This window comes from Acinetobacter sp. 24-47-66 (assembly GCF_056779755.1).
The window spans coordinates 47923-68256 of the sequence record NZ_JBWYIL010000006.1 but is presented as its reverse complement, the minus strand read 5'-3'; the positions used below and the strand labels follow the sequence as shown (position 1 = coordinate 68256).

Genomic DNA, 20334 nt, shown 5'->3' with positions numbered 1-20334 from the left:
CATCGCTAAAATTTTTTGGAGAAAATGATGAATCTGTTGATGTGTCCTGTTTGTCGCGAGGCATTGGCGCTTGAGGGGAAAACATGGCGCTGCAAGAGTAATCATAGTTACGATATTGCAAAGCAAGGTTATGTGAATTTGCATGTCGTACAGCATAAACATAGTAAAAATCCAGGGGATACCCCTGAGTCTGTTCAAGCTAGACGGTCGTTTTTATCAGCGGGATTTTATGCGCCATTACAGCAAGCTGTCGTTGCTAAAATCCGAGAATTACGTATTGAAAATCTTTTAGATATTGGTTGCGGTGAAGGATATTACACCAATGCAATGGAAGCTGAAGCGATACAAGTTGTGGGGGTGGATATTGCTAAAACTGCAGTTCAGGTAGCAGCAAAATTAAATCAAAATGTCACTTGGGTTGTGGGTACGGGGGCTGTGTTGCCTGTTTTAAGCGAGACCATCGATTTATGTACCAGTTTATTTAGTCCTATTCCCGAGGCGGAAATATTACGTGTATTAAAATCATCGGGGTATTTAATGGTTGTTACCCCAGGTCCACAACATTTATATAAAATGCGAGAAGCACTATTTGAAGAAGTTAAAGCACATGAGCCACATAAATTTGTAGCGCAGTTGAGCGAGCACTTTGAATTAATTGATGAAAGCTTAATCCAAGCACCATTGGTGTTAAACCAAAATGATTTAAAGTCTCTTATCGCAATGACGCCATATGCTTATAAGGCGAAGCCTGAACGGCGTGAGCAATTAGAGCAAGTTGAAAAATTTGAATTGAGTGCAGAGTTTCAGATCTATATTTTAAAAAAGAAAAGTTAAAAGAAGCCCTCTTTTAGAGGGCTTTATTTGGTTATTGAACTTGATTAATCAAATTTTCGATTGAATCTCGTTTAACTTGTGGTGTTGAATTCATATCCGGTGGTATCGACGACGTCGGAGTTAACGGTTGATCGGTATCTGGTAGATCATCAAAATCGCGATCATTCGTTGGTGCTACCACTGGGGCTGGGCGGTAAATCGGACGAGCTAAAGGTGGAGTTTTATCTTTTTGCTCATGGTTTAATGTCTGTACACGACCACGTTGTTCTCGACTTAAAGGAGCTTTTGCATTTTTATCTAAACTTACCCAAGCATATGGTGTATTGGCAAGAGACTTCTCCATAAAGTCACTCCAAATTGGAAGAGCAGCGATACCCCCATATTCACGACGACCTAGCGTAGTCGGTTGGTCGAAACCTACCCATGAAACTGCGACTAGATTGCCGTTAAAGCCAGCGAACCAAGCATCTTTTGCATCATTGGTTGTTCCTGTTTTACCTCCTAAATCACCACGACCAATTTTTAATGCTGCGCGACCAGTACCATGCTGAATTACGTCTCGTAAAATATTCGCCATATCAAATGCTGAACTGGATTTTAAAATTCGATGTGCTTGACGATATTGGCTACGCTCTTCATCGGTTAAAGTGGGTTGCTTATCCTCTAAAGACTGATTGGTAACTTCAATAATTTCGTCGTCTGGTGTTGTTGCTTCAGCAGAGGTTGTATCTTGCTTCTGAGATTTAATACATGAAATACATGCGTATTCTGGATTGGCTTGATAAATCACTTTGCCGTAAGCATCCTCAATACGGCTAATGAAGTGAGGTTGCACGCGGAAACCGCCATTGGCAATTGCGGCATAGCCTGTTGCCATTTGCACAGGGAGTACTTGAGGTGTTCCTAATGCAATCGTGTAGTTACGTGGAATCTGATCATCCTGCAAACCAAAATCCATAAACAATTGGCGAGTACGTTCTAGACCAACTGTTTGTAAAAGGCGAACAGAGACAGTATTACGTGACAAATATAAAGCGCGACGTAATGGAATCATCCCCAAATAGCGCCCATCAGAATTGCGTGGTGACCATTTACCAATGGTAATGGGGTTATCACTAACCATGGTATGCGGCGTCATACCTCGTTCAAGTGCAAGCGAGTAGACAAATGGTTTGATAATAGAGCCAGGTTGACGCCAACCTTGCAGCGCACGGTTAAATTTCGATTGATAAAAATTATATCCACCAACGATCGCGACAATTGAGCCATCATTTGGGTTAAGTGCAATTAACTGACCTTGTACACGAGGCACCTGTACCAAGGACCACATACTACGATTTTGATTTGGACGTAGACGAACAATATCTTTGACTTTTACAATTTGTGAAGCATTGCTAGGTGCACCACCCACACTATTGGCATTGCGATAGCGTCTCGCCCAAGACATGCCAGACCAAGGAACAGTGACTGATGAACCATCTTGTAAAGTTGCTTCAAAAGAATTACTTAAAACTTTAGTGACTTCAGCAGGGTAGGTGTTTGCAAATGGTACAAAGTCTTTTAAGGGTTTGTCATGGGCTTCTGGGCCACGCCATCCATGACGACGGTCATAACTTTCTAAACCAACACGAACTGCTTCTTCGGCAAAGGCTTGACGATTGTAATCAATAGTGGTGTAAACCTTATATCCTGAATCGATCGCGAGATCGCCGAATTTTTTGACGAGTTCCGAACGAACCATTTCACCGACATAAGGGAATTTATTGTTAATACCGCGATCAGGCATGTCCAAAGCGATAGGCTCTGATACAGCATCTTCATATTCAATTTGGCTGATATAACCCAACTGTAGCATACGACCTAAAATCCAATTGCGACGTTCTAACGCACGTTCAGGATTGGCCACAGGATTATACTTAGAGGGTGCTTTAGGTAATCCTGCAATCATTGCCATTTGGGCAATTGAAAGATCGTCTAAATTCTTGTTGTAATAAATTTTTGCTGCTGCGGCGATGCCATAAGCATTTTTACCGAGGAAAATTTTATTGACGTAGAGAGTTAGAATTTCTTCTTTTGATAATTTTTGTTCGATTTTACGTGCTAAGAAAATTTCGGTGAGTTTGCGCTTGAGAGTTCGTTCTGGTGTTAAATAATAGTTTTTAGCCACCTGCATGGTAATTGTAGAACCACCAGTTTGAATGTCAGAACCCGTGATCGATTCACTGACTGCACGTCCTAAACTTTTAAAACTAATACCGCTATGCTCAAAAAAAGAAGAGTCTTCTGCAGCTAAAAAAGCATGAATAAAATCTTGTGGGATTTGCTCATAATCAACTGGAACAGAAAGTTTGCCACCATATTCTGCGATTAATTGGTTATCTGCTGTATAAACTTGCAGCGGTTTTAATAATGGAGCCTTCTTAAAAGCAGTCATCTCTGGCAAAGATGGTGCAATATAGAGATACATTCCATAAAAGCCCATTGGAATTGTGACTAAGATAATGATAATCAGCAAAAAAAAAGGGTGAATCTGTCCACAACAAGATAGCTTTTTCATAACAAGTAAGTTTTAATAGGTGCTAAAGGCAAACTAATAGAAGGTCAGTATAGCTTCTCATTTAACAGAATGTTAGTTGAGTTATTATATCCGCAAAAAAATTAGACCAAGTGTAGTTAGTTTGTATTGTGCTGTTGTTGGGGACAAAAAAATAATAGGAATTGCATTGTGCTTAGACTATATCGTAAGCCAAATAAGGGGTTAGTGGGGGTAGATGTTAGTTCGACCTCTGTTAAGCTATTAGAGCTATCAGTTAAAAACGGTCGCTATTGGGTTGAAAGTTACGGGTTAAGTCCATTGGTTGATGGGAGTGTTGTTGAAAAAAACATCCTCAATCAGGATAACGTGGCTGATGCTTTAGAGCGCGCGATTAATATTGCAAATCCGCAATCGACGAATGCTGCTTTTGCGGTACCTACATCTATGGTGATTCACAAGGTCATCGAGATGGATGCCGACATGAGCGATGATGAGCGTGAAGTTCAGATTCGTATGGATGCTGAGCAATATATCCCATTCCCACTTGACGAAGTCAGTTTAGACTTTGAAGTGCTTCCTGAGCGATTAAACAATCCAAACAGAGTGAACGTTCTACTCGTTGCGACACGTACTGAAAACGTGGACTCTCGTATTGAAGTATTGGATTTGGTCGGCCTTACCCCAAAAGTTGCCGATGTTGAAAGCTATGCACTGGAACGTAGTTTTGAAGTCTTTGCAGATACATTGCCGATTGGTGCAAATCTTGTTGGCGTTCTTGATATTGGTCATACCATGACGACTTTATCAGTCATGCAAAATGGCAAAATTATTTACACGCGCGAACAAGTGTTTGGCGGTAAGCAATTGACTCAAGATGTGCAAAATCGTTATGGCTTATCTTATGATGAAGCTGGGCGTGCTAAAAAAGACAACACCTTACCAGATGACTTTGAAACAGAAGTTTTAATGCCATTCCTTGATGCAGTGATTCAACAAGCAGCGCGTTCATTACAGTTCTTTTTCTCTTCTTCTCAATTTAACGAGATTGATCATATTTTATTGGCGGGTGGTAATGCCAATATCCCAGGTCTTGCAAAAATGATGCAACAAAAATTGGGATATCGCGTCACTATTGCTAATCCATTTTTACAAATGGGCTTTTCTCCTCAAATCGACCTGAAAAAAATAGAAAATGATGCACCATCATTATTGGTGGCGTGTGGCTTGGCATTGAGGAGTTTTGATTAATGGCTAAAATTAATTTACTCCCTTGGCGCGAAGAGCTAAGAGAACAGCGAAAAAAGCAATTTGTTTATATCTGTATCGCAGTGGTATTACTTGCGATTTTATCGGTTTTAGCAGCTTGGTTCTTCTTGAATCATAAATTGCAAGACCAAGAACAAGCAAACCAACTTATTGTAAGCACCAATCAAAGTTTAGACGTTCAATTAAAATCCTTGGAAGGATTGCAAGAACGTCGAAATGCAGTGATTGAGCGGATGAAACTGATTCAAGGTCTTGAAGGTCAACGACCTGTTACTGTGCGTTTAGTAGATGAATTGGTACGTGTTGTTCCTGAAACGGTGTATCTGACGAAATTTACCCGTACTGGTAATAAATTTACCATCGAAGGTAAAGCTGAAAGCCCGAATGCGGTAGCAGAGTTATTACGTGGTTTAGAAGCTTCCCAGTGGTACCGAAATGCATTTATGAATTCATTCTTGGCTGCGCCAGAAGTGAAGGAAAAAGCACCAAGTTCGGTAATCCCTCGAGTTGAAGAGTCATACGGTACATTTATCGTGACTGTCGACTTGGGTGCAATTGCTCAACCGACATCAGATATGGACGCGAATAATGTGGGAGGTGCACCATGAGTCGTAATGATTTAAATGATTTTGATTCAGACGTCACTGCACCTAAAAAGAAGTCCATGACTGTTGAAAAGTTCTTTCAGCAATTTAATACTTTGGACTCCAATAACTACGGTAGTTGGCCACTGTCTGTAAAAATTACCTGTTGGATTTTTATTTTCCTATTTGTTTGTGCTATTGGTTACTTTTTGGTGATTAAACCAAAACTTGAATCCATTGATCTTGCTAAAGCACAAGAGGTAAATTTACTGACAGAGTTTAAAGAAAAGGATTCTAAGCTCCGTAATTTGCAGCAATACCAAGCACAGTTGCAACAAATGGAAATGAATTTCAATGAGCAATTACAACAATTGCCAAAAGAAACAGAAATTCCAAGTTTAGTTGAGGACATCAACTTAACAGGTGTGAATTCAGGACTCAAATTTAAAAATATCCGTCTCGAAAATGAAGTGGCTCAAGAATTCTTCATTGAGCAGCCAATTTCGATAGAAACGACAGGTGATTATCATTCATTTGGGCGTTTTGTGAGTGGAATTGCGTCTTTACCGCGTATCGTGACTTTGCATGATTTTGTGATTACAGCGACGCCAAGTACAGATAAAAAATCTGATATTCCACTGATCAATTATTCATTAAAAGCCAAAACATATCGTTATGTTGCATCGACTGAAGATACGGTAGGTTCAGCGGTTGTTCCACCAGCTGATATGCCAGCAGGAGGACAATAATGAAATCATTTAAGCTTTTGTGCGGATTAGTTATTGCAGCGACTATGGTGGGATGTGATTCGCGTATTGATGCGGTCAATCAAGAAATGGCGAATATTCGTAGCCAACCACCTTTACCGATAGAACCGGCACCTGTATTTAATCCAGTTCCAAATTTTCTTTACTCGGCGCATCAACTTCGAAGTCCATTCTTGCCAAACTCATTGGCAACAGAGCTAAGAATCATGTCGGGTAAACGTGTTTATCCTAATTTTAATCGTCAACCACAGCCTTTAGAAAGCTATGCATTGGAAACGTTAAACTTTAAAGGAAGTTTAAAACGTAACAATGGACAGATTCTCGCTTTGATTCAAACCCCTGATGGTGAGATTGAGCGTGTGCAACGTGGTAATTACATGGGGATGAACCAAGGGCGCATCGTGAAGATAACGCCGACTCAAATCGATCTGATTGAAATTGTTTCAGATGGTCGAGATGGTTATATCGAAAGACCAAGAAGCTTAGTGTTGCTTGGGCCTGTTGGTTAAGACGAGTTAAGGAATAACAATGAAAAAGAGTATGCAAAATTTTTGGGGTGGGGATCGACAGTATATGAACCGTTTTCTTCGTCAATTCGCTATGACCACTGTTTCTATAGCTGTTATGCAGGCAGCGGCGGCTAAAACTACGATGACCAATATTGTGCCTTTGCAGGTGCCAGGTCAAGGAACAGAAATCCGTGTCATGTTTAACGGATTACCTCCACAGCCACAGTCATATCAATTGGAAAATCCATCTCGACTCGTTTTGGATTTTATGCAGGCAGGTCAAACACTGGCGAATACTAAAATACCTGTGTCGACCACTGAAGCAAACTCAGTTGAAGTCATTTCTAATGATCAGCGTTCACGGTTAACTGTCAATTTAACGCAGAAAGGTAGCTACACGACACGTGTTGAAGGCAATACCTTTATTTTAAAAATAAATAATCCGAACTCTGCGAAAGTGGCAACACCAGCGGCGCCAGTGGTTACACAAGCCAAAGCAGCAGAACCAACGACTAAACCAAGTGTTTTAAAGCCAGTCATACGTCCTAATCTGACGAATAACGTTACACCTGTTGCGGCTACAGCTGTGGCAACGACACCTGTAACTCCAACACCTGTGATTCCTGTTGCAGCACAGCAGGTATTGAAACCAACTGCACCAACGCCTACTGTGTTAAGACCTGCCGCTCCACCTACATCAGTGGTTAGTCAGCAAGTTGCAGCACCTGTACCACCTCCAGTAGCTCCTGTTTATCAGCAGCCTGTTGCGTATACAGCGCCAGCACCTGTCGCTTATCAAGCAGTAGAACAAGGACTACAAGAAATTGGTTTTGAGCGCGGTAGTGCAGGTGAGGGACAAGTTGTACTGAATTTAAAAACAGCAGATACACCAGTGGATGTACAACAGCAAGGTAGCAAAGTTGTGGTGCGTTTCCTCGGTAACAAAATTCCATCGCATTTGGTGCGCCGTTTAAACGTTAATGATTTTGCGACGCCTGTCTCTACAGTAGACGCTTATAATGATAAGTCGAATGGTGTAATTTCCATTCAGTCGAGTGGTAGCTTCGAATATATGGCTTATCAAACAGATGGTAAGTTAACGATCAGTCTAAAACGCCCAGAAGAGAAAAAAGGCTTAAGCAGCCAAAATCGTACACCGAAATATACAGGTAATAAGATTTCTCTCGACTTCCAAGACATTGAAGTGCGCCGCGTATTACAATTGTTGGCTGATTTTACCGGCATTAATATGGTGACTTCGGATTCAGTTCAAGGGAATATTACATTACGCTTAAAAGATGTGCCTTGGGATCAAGCGCTTGATATTGTAATGAAAACCAAGAACTTGGATAAGCGTCGCAACGGAAACGTGATTTGGATTGCACCTGTTCCAGAATTGATTAAAGCCGAAGAAGAAGAGGCGAAAGCCATTGCACAAAGTGTGAAATTGGCACCATTGCAAACCGAATATATTCAATTGAGCTATGCCAAAGTTGAAGATATTGAAAAGTTGATTACTGAAGGTCGTAACAGTCGTTCTTCTAATGGTAATAATACAAACTCAACAACTGACCCATTGGGGGACAGTGTCGGGTCATTATTAAGTCCACGTGGTACAGTTTCAATTGATCCACGTACCAATACATTGATCATTAATGATACAGTCCAAAAAATTGATCAAATTCGCAAGATGATTGATTTACTGGATGTTTCTGTAAAACAAGTCATGATCGAAGCTCGTATTGTACGTGCGACAACAGATTTCACTAAAGAAATGGGTGTGAAATGGGGGGTAGTATCGAAAGGTGTTGCAACCAATAATGATCTTTTGGTTGGTGGTAGTGATCAAACGCTGTGGGATTTAAAATCACCAAGTGAGGATGGTCGTTATAATATTCAACGTCCTGATAACTTAAATGTGGATTTAGGTGTGGCTGGGGCTGCAGGTAAAATTGCATTTGGTTTAATCAATATGTCTGATTTTATGCTGGACCTTGAGTTGTCGGCACTACAAGCTGATGGCTACGGTGAAGTTATTTCTACACCAAAAGTTCTCACTGCTGATAAGCAGCAAGCGAAAGTTGCTTCGGGTCAGGAAATTCCTTACCAAACCACTGAAACTGCAGGTGGTGCTGCAACGGCGACGACTTCCTTTAAAGAAGCATTGTTAAGCTTAGAGGTAACGCCAAGTATTACACCTGATGGTAAAATTCAAATGAAATTGAATATTACCAGTGATTCACCAGCAGGTTATGCACAGAATGGTGAAATCATTTTGAATAAAAATCAAATTGATACCAATGTGCTTGTGAACAACGGTGAAACTGTGGTGTTAGGTGGTATTTTCGAGCAAGAAACGATTTTTAACCAAACCAAGGTGCCTTTCTTTGGTGATATTCCTGCTGTTGGTCGTCTATTCCGTAAAGACAGTAAAACAGAGAATAAGCGTGAGTTATTAATCTTTGTGACACCAAGAATTGTTAATGACAGGCAAACTAGAAACAATTAATATAGTTTCAATGAAAGCAATTCAATAGGTGACTCCTTGCCAAGCAAAGAGTTTGAAACCCTACCGAATATTTATTTGGTAGGGCCCATGGGAGCTGGTAAAACAACCGTTGGTCGACATCTTGCAGATTTACTTCATCGAGAGTTTCTTGATAGTGATCATGAGATAGAAAGAAAAACTGGGGCGACCATCCCATGGATTTTTGAGAAAGAGGGTGAACAGGGATTCAGACATCGTGAATCACTGGTAATTGATGATTTAACATCAAAACAAAATTTAGTTGTTGCGACGGGTGGCGGTGCAGTTACTCAGTCGATTAATCGATCTTATCTAAAAGATCGAGGTATTGTGATTTATCTTTATACTCCCGTAGAAATACAACTTCAAAGAACCTACCGTGATAAAAATCGACCTTTATTACAAGTCGAAAATCCTGAACAGAAATTACGTGAATTATTGAATATTCGTGATCCGCTGTATCGTGAAGTTGCACATCATATTATTGAAACGAATCAAGGTGCTGCGCGTGATTTGGCACAACGTATTCTTAATGTGATTGTCGCAAAAGAATTGAATTAAATTTGTTTTATTGGCTTATAACATCATGCAAACCTTATTCGTTGAACTCGGTGAACGCCGTTATCCTATTTTCATTGGTAGTGATTTAGATCCGCAACAATTACTTGAACCCTATATTCATGGGCAACAGGTCATGATTGTCACCAATGAAACGGTTAAACCGTTGTATTTAGATCACTATGTATCAGCTGTGGAAGGTTTAGGTAAAAAAGTTGGGACATGTGTTCTACCTGATGGTGAATGTTATAAAAATATTGAACATTTGAATTTAATTTTTGATGCCTTGCTTGAGGCAGGATTTAACCGCGATTGTACAGTGCTTGCCTTGGGTGGAGGGGTGATTGGCGACATGGCTGGATTTGCATCAGCTTGTTTCCAACGCGGAGTGTATTTTATTCAAGTCCCGACCACGCTGCTATCGCAAGTCGATTCGAGCGTTGGCGGTAAAACTGGAATCAACCACTCATTAGGCAAAAACATGATTGGTGCATTCCAGCAGCCACAGGTCGTACTTGCGGATATGGCGCAACTTAAAACATTGCCTGAGCGTGAGTTATCAGCAGGTTTGGCTGAAGTCATTAAGTATGCCCTATTAGGAGATGTTGATTTTCTTGCATGGCTTGAGGAAAACATGGATGGTCTCGTTGCACAACATCCAGAATTACTTGCTGAAGCAGTGTACCGCTCTTGTGCACACAAAGCGCGAATTGTGGCCAATGACGAGAAAGAACAGGGTGAGCGTGCATTACTGAATTTAGGTCATACTTTTGGACATGCGATTGAATCTTATCTGGGGTATGGTGAGTGGTTACATGGTGAGGCTGTGGCGACGGGAATGGTGATGGCGGCAGATTTATCTTATTTAATGGGGTGGATCACAGAAGCTGACCTTGAACGTACAAAAATTATCATTCAACGTGCGAAATTACCGATAAAATGTCCTCAAATTCCACTTGATGAATTTTTGGCATATATGTCTCATGACAAAAAAGTCCTGAACGGTCAATTACGTTTAGTGCTCTTGAAGTCGCTAGGGCAAGCAGTAATTACCAAAGAGTTTGATGTGGAATTAATGAAACAAGCGATTTTACGTAATCAAGCATAATCTTAGGTTTTCTCATGACGGTACGCCACTCATCCCCACGCACAGCGCAACAATATATTTGGTTGATCGGTGGCATACTGTTTTTAGTCGCATCTTTTGTATTCTGGATTTTGACAGATAGCAAAGAGTTGGTTGCTCAGTCTAAGCAACTTGAAGAAACTCAAGTTCAGATTCAACCAGAAAAGGTGGCAGCAACAAATTATTTGGGTGGGCTGACTGATCAAGTGCGACCTTTAGAATTAACTGCGCGTAAAGTTGCTTCAGGAAACCATTTGCCTGAATTTAGAGGCACAAAGTTTATTCAAGACAATAAAAATAATTATTTTATCGAACTATTTCGCGTTACCAATGAAGATGTAATTAAAAGTTTTCTTAATAAGCAAACTGATCGTAAATCATACATTTATTTTCGTTTGAGTGGTGAAGACCAAGTCGAACAGTACATTTTGGGTTATGGGCTGTTTATGGGGGAAGGTGCTGCTAAGACAACTTTAAATGGATTGGATTTAAAGTTACCACCTTCTGTGGCGCCTAAAGTTGCTGGCTTTAATCAGTTTGTGGGTCAAGTCAATGACATGGGATCTGAAGAACTGACAACTGCAAAATTATACGAAGTTAAATTACGACCTGCGGCTGTGCCATTGATTGATGAGTCCTTGCTGGTTCGTCCTAAGCCAACCCCTGTGGTTGATCCTGCTAAGGCAACAACTAATGTGACTATTACAAGAAAAGATCAGTCAGGAAATGTGGTTGATGTGAGACGTTCGCAATCGAATGTTGACCCTATTTCGAGCGATAATTCAAAGAATAATACGGATAAACGGAATCAAGAGGCTCAAATTAGTGATCCATTTAATTAAAATGGTATAAAATGGCGCAAAATTAAACGAAAGCATAATAAATTTGCACATCATTGGTGCGATAAAGTGGTTCTAATTTGGTGCCTTTTCGGTTAATAATGACAAAATAATTGAAATAAAACGCTTGCACGGAATAAATAAATATTGGCATAGATTTTGCTTTATTGGTGCACTGATTAAGTAAATTGTCCCTATTTTGGAGCGAAGACCTTAATTTAGTGTGCGATTTAGTCAAATTGATCTGCTTTAAATGGGTGCAAATCGTCTCGTACATTTGTGAAATTAAATCAGAAAAGACGTTCAATAACGAAAGACATACAGAATCATGTCTTTGTTTTATAAAGAAATCGTATTTGAAGAATAGATAAGTTTTGCCCAATGAGGGCCATGTTGAAGAAGGGTACGCTATGCACATGCCATCGCCTAATACTGTAGCTCCCGCTAAAGGTCTATACCAACCGGATGAGTTTAAAGATAACTGTGGTTTCGGATTAATCGCCCATATGCAAGGTGATGCGAGTCATGACTTGGTCAAGACCGCGATTCATAGTTTAAGTTGTATGACGCACCGCGGTGGTATTGCTGCAGATGGTAAGACGGGTGATGGATGTGGTCTACTGTTGGCTATGCCTAAGCAATTCTTCCGTGAAGAAGCAAAACGTTTAAGTGATATTACACTCAGTGAAATTTTTGCAGTAGGTACAGTTTTTCTTAGCCTAGATCCTGCAATTGCTGCACATGCAAAACAAGTGCTGACTAAAGAAATTGAATCAGAAGGTTTGCGTGTAATTGCATGGCGCTTAGTGCCAACCAATAATGAAGCATTAGGCTCAATTGCGATGCAGTCTTTGCCAGCATTTGAACAAGTAATTGTTAACTGTCCAATGGGTGTTGAAGAAGTTGAGTTTAACCGTAAGTTATTCTTGGCTCGACGTCGTGCTGAACAAAAATTAAGTCAAGATAGTTCATTCTACGTTACAACACTTTGTTCAACTGTGATCTCTTATAAAGGCTTAATGATGCCTGAAGCGATTGCAGATTTTTATACAGATTTGGCTGATCCACGTTTGGAATCTCACATTGTGGTGTTCCATCAGCGTTTCTCAACCAATACATTGCCACGTTGGCCATTGGCACAACCTTTCCGTTACTTAGCGCACAATGGTGAAATTAATACCATTACAGCAAACCGTAACTGGGCGATGGCACGTACACCAAAGTTTGAAAACCCGCTCTTGCCAGGTTTAACTGAGCTTAACCCAATCGTAAACCGTACTGGCTCTGACTCTTCAAGTTTAGACAACATGCTCGAGATCTTGGTTGGTGGAGGTATGGACTTATTCCGTGCACTACGCATGCTCGTTCCACCAGCATGGCAAAACGTTGAAACTTTAGATGCTGATTTACGTGCATTCTATGAGTTCAACTCTAAACATATGGAAGCATGGGATGGGCCAGCAGGTCTTGTGATTCAAGATGGTCGTCATGCGATTTGTATGCTTGACCGTAATGGCTTACGTCCTGCACGTTGGGTAATTACTAAGAATGGTTACATCACACTTGCATCAGAAATTGGTGTCTGGGGTTATGAACCAGAAGACGTAGTATCTAAAGGTCGTGTTGGACCAGGTCAGATCTTAGTCATTGACACTTTCACTGGTAAATTGCTGGATACTAAAGACGTCAGTAATCATCTGAAAAAAATGCGTCCTTATCGTCAATGGTTGCGTGAAAATTCAGTGCGTATCCAAGGCAGCCCAGAGCTAGAAGAATATCTATGTGATCAAGGCTTAAAAGGCGATGCTTTAAAAGCAGCTCAAAAAATGTTTATGGTGACATTTGAAGAGCGAGATCAGTTATTACGTCCAATCGCTGAAAGTGGTCAAGAAGCAGTAGGTTCGATGGGCGATGATACGCCGATGGCAGTATTGTCTCGTCAAGTACGCCATGTAACAGATTACTTCCGTCAACAGTTTGCTCAAGTAACTAACCCACCAATCGATCCATTACGTGAATCGATCGTAATGTCTTTAGAAACATGTTTGGGTCGTGAACAAAATGTATTTGAACAAGGTCCAGAGCATGCGGATCGATTAATTATTTCAAGTCCTGTACTGTCAAACTCTAAAATGCATCAAATTCGCACTTTAGGTCGTAAGGGCTACGAGATTGCAGATATTGATCTAAACTATGCAGAGACTGAAGGTCTAGAAGCCGCGATTACACGTATTTGTGAAGAAGCAGCGCAAGCAATTCGTGATGGCAAAACCCTATTGGTGATTTCTGATAAGAAAATCCGTGAAGGGTTCTTACCAGCGAATGCAGCCATGGTAACGGGTGCTATCCATCATTACCTCATCCATGCAGGTTTACGTACAGATGCAAACATTATTGTTGAAACAGCTTTAGCGCGTGATCCACACCAGTTTGCCGTAATGCTTGGCTTTGGCGCAACAGCAATTTACCCATATCTTGCATATGACGTCATTAATGATTTAATTGCGAAAGGTGAGTTGTTAGGTGATCCGATTCATGCACAAGCGAATTTCCGTAAAGGGATTGAAAAAGGATTGTTGAAAGTCCTTTCAAAAATGGGTATTTCGACCGTTGCTTCATATCGCGGTGGGCAGTTATTTGAGGCTGTTGGTTTATCTGAAGAAGTTGTTAATAAATGCTTCACAGGTGTTCCAAGCCGTATTAAAGGTGCGACTTTTGTTGATCTTGAAAATGATTTGAAAAAATTAGCAGAAACCGCTTGGAAATCACGTAAGCCAATTGAGCAAGGTGGTTTACTGAAATTTGTATTTGATAAGGAATATCACGCTTTTAATCCTGATGTAATTAATGCTCTACATAAATCTGTACGTTCTGGGAAATATGAAGATTTCAAAGAATATGCTGAGCTTGTAAATAATCGTCCAGTGGCAACCATTCGTGATTTATTTAAACTCAAAACAGAAAATTCAATTCCACTGGATCAAGTTGAATCTGTAGAAGCGATTCTTCCGCGTTTTGACTCTGCAGGGATGTCTTTAGGGGCATTATCACCAGAAGCACATGAAGCGATTGCCATTGCAATGAATACAATTGGTGGTCGTTCGAACTCAGGAGAGGGTGGTGAAGATCCAGCGCGTTACGGCACAATCCGGAACTCAAAAATCAAACAAATCGCATCAGGTCGTTTTGGTGTAACGCCTGCTTACTTAACTTCTGCAGAAGTACTGCAAATTAAAGTGGCACAAGGTGCAAAACCGGGTGAAGGTGGTCAGTTGCCAGGTGGTAAAGTGAATGGCTTAATTGCACGTTTACGCTACTCTGTACCGGGTGTGACATTAATTTCTCCACCACCGCACCACGATATTTATTCAATCGAAGATTTATCGCAGTTAATTTTTGATTTAAAACAAGTTAACCCTCAAGCGATGGTCTCTGTAAAACTGGTATCTGAGCCAGGTGTGGGTACGATTGCTGCGGGTGTTGCAAAAGCCTATGCTGACTTTATTACCATCTCTGGTTATGACGGTGGTACAGCAGCATCGCCATTGTCTTCGATTCATCATGCGGGTTCGCCATGGGAGCTTGGTCTTTCTGAAGCGCATCAAGCCCTTCGTGTAAATGATTTGCGTGGTAAAGTTCGCGTTCAAACGGATGGTGGTTTAAAAACGGGTCTAGATGTCGTGAAAGCAGCTATTTTAGGTGCGGAAAGCTTCGGTTTTGGTTCTACACCAATGATTGCGTTGGGTTGTAAATACCTCCGTATCTGCCACTTAAATAACTGTGCGACTGGTGTAGCGACTCAGCAAGATCATTTGCGTCAAGAGCACTATATCGGCGAACCACAAATGCTCATTAACTTCTTCACCTTTATTGCTGAAGAAACACGTGAGTGGTTGGCTGCATTAGGTGTATCAAGTTTGAAAGACTTGATTGGTCGTACCGATTTACTAGAAATGCTACCTGGTGAAACAGATAAGCATGCTCACCTAGATTTAAGTGCTTTACTTGAATCACATCCAGCTGCTGAAGGCAAAGCTCAATATTGCGAAGTCGAAGGAAATGCACCATTTGATAAAGGTGTTTTGGCTGAGTCTATGATCGCAGAAATATTGCCTGCGATTGAAGCTGGTACAGGTGGTGAATACAGTTTTAGCATTGGTAACTGTGACCGTTCTATTGGGGCACGTGTTTCAGGTGAGATCGCTCGTCGCTATGGTAATTTAAGTATGGAAGCACACCCTGTTAAAGTGAATTTGACAGGTACTGCTGGACAATCACTTGGTGTATGGAATGCGGGTGGTCTGCATATCAAGCTTGAGGGTGATGCGAATGACTATGTGGGTAAAGGTATGGCGGGTGGTCGTATCTCAATTTTCCCACCGAAGGGTTCTCCATTCCAAACACAAGAAACAGCGATCATTGGTAACACATGTTTATATGGTGCAACAGGCGGTAAATTATTTGCTGCAGGTACAGCTGGTGAACGTTTTGCTGTTCGTAACTCAGGTGCGTTCGCGGTGATTGAGGGTGCTGGCGATCACTGTTGTGAATATATGACAGGTGGTATTGTGACGGTACTGGGTAAAGTTGGTCATAACTTCGGTGCAGGTATGACAGGTGGTTTTGCTTATGTACTTGATTTAGATAATGACTTTGTTGATCATTATAACCACGAGTTGATCGAGCTTAATCGTATTTCGACCGAATCAATGGAAGAACATAAAGAGTTCTTAAGCCGCATTTTAGATGAGCATATTAAGGAAACTGGTAGTGCTTGGGCGTACAAGATCCGTAACGAGTTTGATTTCTACAGCCGTAAATTCTGGTTGGTGAAGCCGAAAGCTGCAAACTTGCAGACTTTATTAAAAACAACTCAAGCTGATCCTCAATAATTCCACTACTGTAGATATATAGGCAGATGCAGCTGAACTAACAACAGACTGCATCTACCCACGGAGAGAGACATGGCAGAACGCCTTAATAATGACTTTCAATTCCTGGATGTCGCACGCCAAGATCCAGAGAAAAAAGATCTCAACGTCCGCAAAGCTGAGTTTGTGGAAATTTATAAACCTTTTACAGCCGAAGTTGCTAAAAACCAAACACATCGTTGTTTAGGTTGCGGTAACCCTTACTGTGAATGGAAATGTCCAGTACATAACTATATTCCAAACTGGTTAAAACTGATTGCTGAAGGTCGTATTTTTCAAGCAGCAGAGCTTTGCCACCAAACCAATACACTACCGGAGGTGTGTGGTCGAGTTTGTCCTCAAGACCGTTTGTGTGAAGGTGCATGTACACTAAATGATGGGTTTGGTGCGGTGACCATTGGAAATGCTGAAAAGTATATTAATGATACGGCATTTGCATTGGGCTGGCGTCCTGACATGTCTCATGTCAAATGGACAGATAAAAAAGTCGCGATTATTGGTGCAGGCCCTGCAGGTCTAGGTTGTGCGGACATTTTGGTGCGCAATGGTGTTAAACCTGTCGTATTTGATAAGCGCCCAGAAATTGGTGGTTTGCTGACCTTTGGTATTCCTGAATTTAAGATGGAAAAGGACGTGATGAAACGTCGTCGTGAAATCTTTACAGGCATGGGGATTGAATTCCGTTTAAATACAGAAATTGGCACAGACATCACTATTGATCAATTGCTTGCTGATTATGACGCTGTCTTCATGGGTATGGGAACATACACATACATGAAAGGTGGTTTCGCAGGTGAAGATTTGGAAGGTGTTTATGATGCGCTTGATTTCTTAATTGCCAATGTGAATCGTTGCCAAGGTTGGGAGAAAGATCCTTCAGAATTTATCAGTGTGGAAGGTAAGAAAGTTATTGTACTCGGTGGCGGTGATACTGCTATGGACTGTAACCGTACTTCAATCCGCCAAGGTGCAGCATCTGTCACTTGTGCATACCGCCGCGATGAAGAAAACATGCCAGGTTCACGCCGTGAAGTTAAAAATGCGCGAGAAGAAGGTGTTGAATTTCAGTTCAATCGTCAGCCGATCGAAATCGTGGGTGAGAATGGAAAGGTCACAGGTGTTAAATTTGTGACGACTCAACTCAGTGAGCCTGATAGTCGTGGTCGTCGCAGTCCTGAACCGATCCCAGGTTCAGAGGAAATCTTACCTGCTGATGCAGTGCTGTTGGCCTTTGGTTTCCGTACAAGCCCTGCAGAATGGTTTAATGATGTAAGTATTAATTTAGATGGTTCAGGTCGTGTCGTTGCTCCTGAGCAGCAACAATACAAGTTCCAAACTTCTAATCCGAAAATCTTTGCCGGTGGAGATATGGTGCGTGGTTCTGACTTGGTCGTAACTGCGATTTGGGAAGGACGTCAAGCTGCTGAAGGTATTTTAGATTATCTTGATGTTTAAACGAGAACACGTCTTACAAAAAATCCTACTTCGGTAGGATTTTTCATTTATATGCATGACTTGTTTGACAATCACTTGTTGAATATTCGAAAGTATCCAATTTAAGAACTATCTTAAGAATCATGTAATTAAATTAAAAAAGAGAATGGAGTTGTAATTGAATTTGCGACTTTATTGGCAAAAAATATAATTTATTTGTCTGTGTGGTTATTTTTGCAATATTAAATCTGATTTATTCTGACAGTATGAGTAAGAAATGCTATATCCATATAGGCTCTAAAATGACAACTACACAAATCGCCAAAGATAAATCTTATTTAAATCGTCCAAAAGCGATTGGGATTACCGTACGACGTTTAAATTATAATCCTAAAGCCATTCGACGCCATTTTTTCGCGAATTCTCCAGTCATGTCACATTTGTTGACAGCACTTTCTTCTACCTTTCCAATTGGTGAACAATTTTTTGTTCATAGTGTTCGTAATGTACGAGATAAAGTGAAAGATGAAAAATTACAAGCGCAGATTGCAGCCTTTATTGGTCAAGAGGCGATGCATTCAAAAGCACATGCGGAATTTAATGACGCTTGGCGCCGTGATGATTATCAACTTGATAACTTTCAAGCATGGTTAGCGCGACGCGATGAATTTATTCGTACTACCCATCCAAAATTGCAGTTAGCAATTACCTGTGCTTTTGAGCATTTTACAGCGTTATTGGGTGGTTATATTCTTCGTCATCCTGAAGTGCTGTCGACCTTAGATGAAGATGCAACTAAGCTTTGGGTGTGGCATGCAATTGAGGAAATCGAGCATCGAGCAGTTGCATTTGATGTCTACCAAGCGGTATATAAAGATACCAAAGTGCGCCGCAATATTATGCGTAGCGTAACCACAGGTTTTGCGAGTCTTACATTTTATTCAGCAACTCGATTATTTTGGCAAGATCGTCGAAAAAGCTTACCGAAGGTCAGTGGAAACTTATATGGTATTTACTTAATTTCTAAAATGATGATCGAGCTAATTCCAGAATATTTATCATATTACAAAGAAGATTTTCATCCTTCTGAAATTGACTATACGGATATCGTGAATCATTGGAAGGCAAAATTAGCTGAAGAATATCAAGTGGAAGGCTTCCAAGAGCATCCCCAACCTGTACTATATAGCTAACAAAAAAACCTAGCGAAAGCTAGGTTTTTTATTACTTAGATGAGTCTTGATTAAACTGACGCATTCTTCTTTGGCGCTGCCAAGGGAGAGGGCGGTCTAGTGCTTCGGGAACATCACCTGATGTAGAGCGTAAACGTAAATGTAATGCAGCTTGTGCAATTAAATTTGCCGATACAGGCGCCGTAATAAAGGCAAGTAATGTAATCAGTAGTTCAGCAAACCCTAAGCGACTATGAAAGGCTGAATAAATCATAGCTGCTATTAAAAAACTACCTAAGCCTAATGTGCTCGACTTTGTAGGGGCATGCAGACGCATGAATAGGTCAGGCAATTTCACCATTCCAATTCCACCTACAAGTGTAAAAAAGGCACCATTGATCAGGAAGAAGGAAACTAAGATTTCCATAATCAGCTGAATATTCATAGTTTTCTCCTAGTCCACCACATGGCCTGTCGTAAAATAGCGAGCTAATGCTGCTGTCGATACGAAACCGAGCATGGCTACCAATAGTGCACCTTCAAATAAAGAGGTGCTAGCCCAATAAATTCCTAGAACCACAACTAAACACGTAGCATTCAGAAATAAAGTATCTAATGCAAGTAGTCGATCAACCATTGAAGGACCGATTACAAGACGGATTAGACAGAGCAACATTGAAATCGTAATTCCAATTAAGCTAATTCCCAATACATAAGGAAGAATGATCATTGAGAATCTCCTTGCTGTTTTACATGGAAAATTGCGATGAGAGGCGCTTCGTAGCGCTGTTTGATTTCTAAAATATCAGCCTCTGGATTGTCTGTATTAATCGAGTGAACAAGAATATCTCCACGTTCTTGGTCGATTCCAGCACTGACTGTACCAGGAGTAGTCGTAATGATCATTGCCAGTAAACTGTTTACTTGGTCATGATCCGTATCTAGAGGTACCCGATACCACTTAGGGTGTAGACGATCAGTAGGTCCTAGGACTTGTTTAGCAACACGAATATTACTGATGATAATGTCCCATAACACAACAAAAACCAGTTTAACTGCTAAATCCCAATGAATATTGGGTGTACGAACGATAAAAGGTTGTACTAGCTTAGGAATGACTAAACCAATAAGAATAGCAACCAATATATCAAACAATGCTGCGCTGTTAGCCAACATCAGCCAACTGATAGCCACGATAACTGAAACAAAAGGATGTGGCATGATTCGATCAAATAGAGAGCTCTTTTGTAT

The 20334-nt window shown here is 40.8% G+C and carries 15 protein-coding genes and 2 pseudogenes; 13 read left to right on the top strand and 4 right to left on the bottom strand.

The window, feature by feature from the left end; all coding sequences use genetic code 11:
• Nucleotides 1–27: 27 nt before the first annotated feature.
• Nucleotides 28–834 (top strand): putative RNA methyltransferase, encoded by an 807-nt coding sequence (locus AC1M84_RS07520; RefSeq protein WP_179998864.1) that lies wholly within the window; start codon nt 28–30, stop codon nt 832–834.
• A gap of 31 nt (nt 835–865) precedes the next feature.
• Here AC1M84_RS07520 and ponA read toward each other — a convergent pair whose 3' ends face one another.
• The gene (gene ponA, locus AC1M84_RS07515) at nt 866–3391 is read right to left on the bottom strand and encodes a penicillin-binding protein PBP1a (RefSeq protein ID WP_481594766.1); all 2526 of its coding nucleotides are present in this window, start codon (nt 3389–3391) and stop codon (nt 866–868) included.
• 168 nt (nt 3392–3559) lie between these two features.
• Here ponA and AC1M84_RS07510 point away from each other — a divergent pair, with 168 nt between their 5' ends.
• From AC1M84_RS07510 to AC1M84_RS07455, 12 genes and pseudogenes are all read left to right on the top strand, one after another.
• Nucleotides 3560–4618, top strand: coding sequence for a pilus assembly protein PilM (locus tag AC1M84_RS07510; RefSeq protein WP_035263966.1), 1059 nt, complete (start codon nt 3560–3562; stop codon nt 4616–4618).
• A complete protein-coding gene (locus AC1M84_RS07505; protein ID WP_179998862.1) occupies nt 4618–5244 on the top strand; it encodes a PilN domain-containing protein in 627 nt (208 codons plus the stop codon). The genes AC1M84_RS07510 and AC1M84_RS07505 overlap by 1 nt, the downstream gene beginning before the upstream one ends.
• Complete coding sequence (locus tag AC1M84_RS07500; RefSeq protein ID WP_179998861.1) at nt 5241–5969, top strand: type IV pilus inner membrane component PilO; 729 nt, start codon at nt 5241–5243, stop codon at nt 5967–5969. The genes AC1M84_RS07505 and AC1M84_RS07500 overlap by 4 nt, the downstream gene beginning before the upstream one ends.
• Nucleotides 5969–6496 (top strand): pilus assembly protein PilP, encoded by a 528-nt coding sequence (locus tag AC1M84_RS07495; protein ID WP_035263973.1) that lies wholly within the window; start codon nt 5969–5971, stop codon nt 6494–6496. Before AC1M84_RS07500 ends, AC1M84_RS07495 begins: the two co-directional genes overlap by 1 nt.
• Nucleotides 6497–6515: 19 nt before the next feature.
• Nucleotides 6516–6866 (top strand): annotated as a pseudogene (locus tag AC1M84_RS07490) (type IV pilus secretin PilQ); the annotation flags it as partial.
• 405 nt (nt 6867–7271) lie between these two features.
• A pseudogene (locus tag AC1M84_RS07485) lies at nt 7272–9005 on the top strand (type IV pilus secretin PilQ); the annotation flags it as partial.
• Between the two features lie 36 nt (nt 9006–9041).
• Nucleotides 9042–9584, top strand: coding sequence for a shikimate kinase AroK (aroK, locus tag AC1M84_RS07480; protein WP_035263975.1), 543 nt, complete (start codon nt 9042–9044; stop codon nt 9582–9584).
• Nucleotides 9585–9609: 25 nt separating this feature from the next.
• Complete coding sequence (gene aroB / locus AC1M84_RS07475) at nt 9610–10689, top strand: 3-dehydroquinate synthase (protein ID WP_481594765.1); 1080 nt, start codon at nt 9610–9612, stop codon at nt 10687–10689.
• 14 nt (nt 10690–10703) lie between these two features.
• Nucleotides 10704–11549: a hypothetical protein gene (locus AC1M84_RS07470; RefSeq protein ID WP_481593250.1), complete on the top strand. Its 846-nt coding sequence runs from the start codon at nt 10704–10706 to the stop codon at nt 11547–11549.
• 413 nt (nt 11550–11962) lie between these two features.
• On the top strand, nt 11963–16438 hold the full coding sequence (gene gltB / locus AC1M84_RS07465; protein WP_171076729.1) for a glutamate synthase large subunit: 4476 nt from the start codon (nt 11963–11965) through the stop codon (nt 16436–16438).
• A 72-nt stretch (nt 16439–16510) separates the two neighbouring features.
• Nucleotides 16511–17932, top strand: coding sequence for an FAD-dependent oxidoreductase (locus tag AC1M84_RS07460; protein ID WP_481594764.1), 1422 nt, complete (start codon nt 16511–16513; stop codon nt 17930–17932).
• A 281-nt stretch (nt 17933–18213) separates the two neighbouring features.
• A complete protein-coding gene (locus AC1M84_RS07455) occupies nt 18214–19104 on the top strand; it encodes a metal-dependent hydrolase (RefSeq protein ID WP_481589148.1) in 891 nt (296 codons plus the stop codon).
• A gap of 31 nt (nt 19105–19135) precedes the next feature.
• On the opposite strand, the gene AC1M84_RS07450 is transcribed toward AC1M84_RS07455, so the two are convergent.
• Genes AC1M84_RS07450 through AC1M84_RS07440 form a run of 3 tightly spaced genes read right to left on the bottom strand, consistent with a single transcriptional unit; the run spans nt 19136 to nt 20334 of the window.
• Entirely contained in the window at nt 19136–19522 is a 387-nt protein-coding gene (locus AC1M84_RS07450; protein WP_092767413.1) for a Na+/H+ antiporter subunit G, read from the bottom strand.
• A gap of 15 nt (nt 19523–19537) precedes the next feature.
• Nucleotides 19538–19813 carry a monovalent cation/H+ antiporter subunit F gene (locus AC1M84_RS07445; protein ID WP_092767266.1) on the bottom strand — a complete coding sequence of 92 codons (276 nt, stop codon included), beginning with the start codon at nt 19811–19813 and terminating at the stop codon, nt 19538–19540.
• Complete coding sequence (locus AC1M84_RS07440) at nt 19810–20334, bottom strand: Na+/H+ antiporter subunit E (RefSeq protein WP_416224323.1); 525 nt, start codon at nt 20332–20334, stop codon at nt 19810–19812. The genes AC1M84_RS07445 and AC1M84_RS07440 overlap by 4 nt, the downstream gene beginning before the upstream one ends.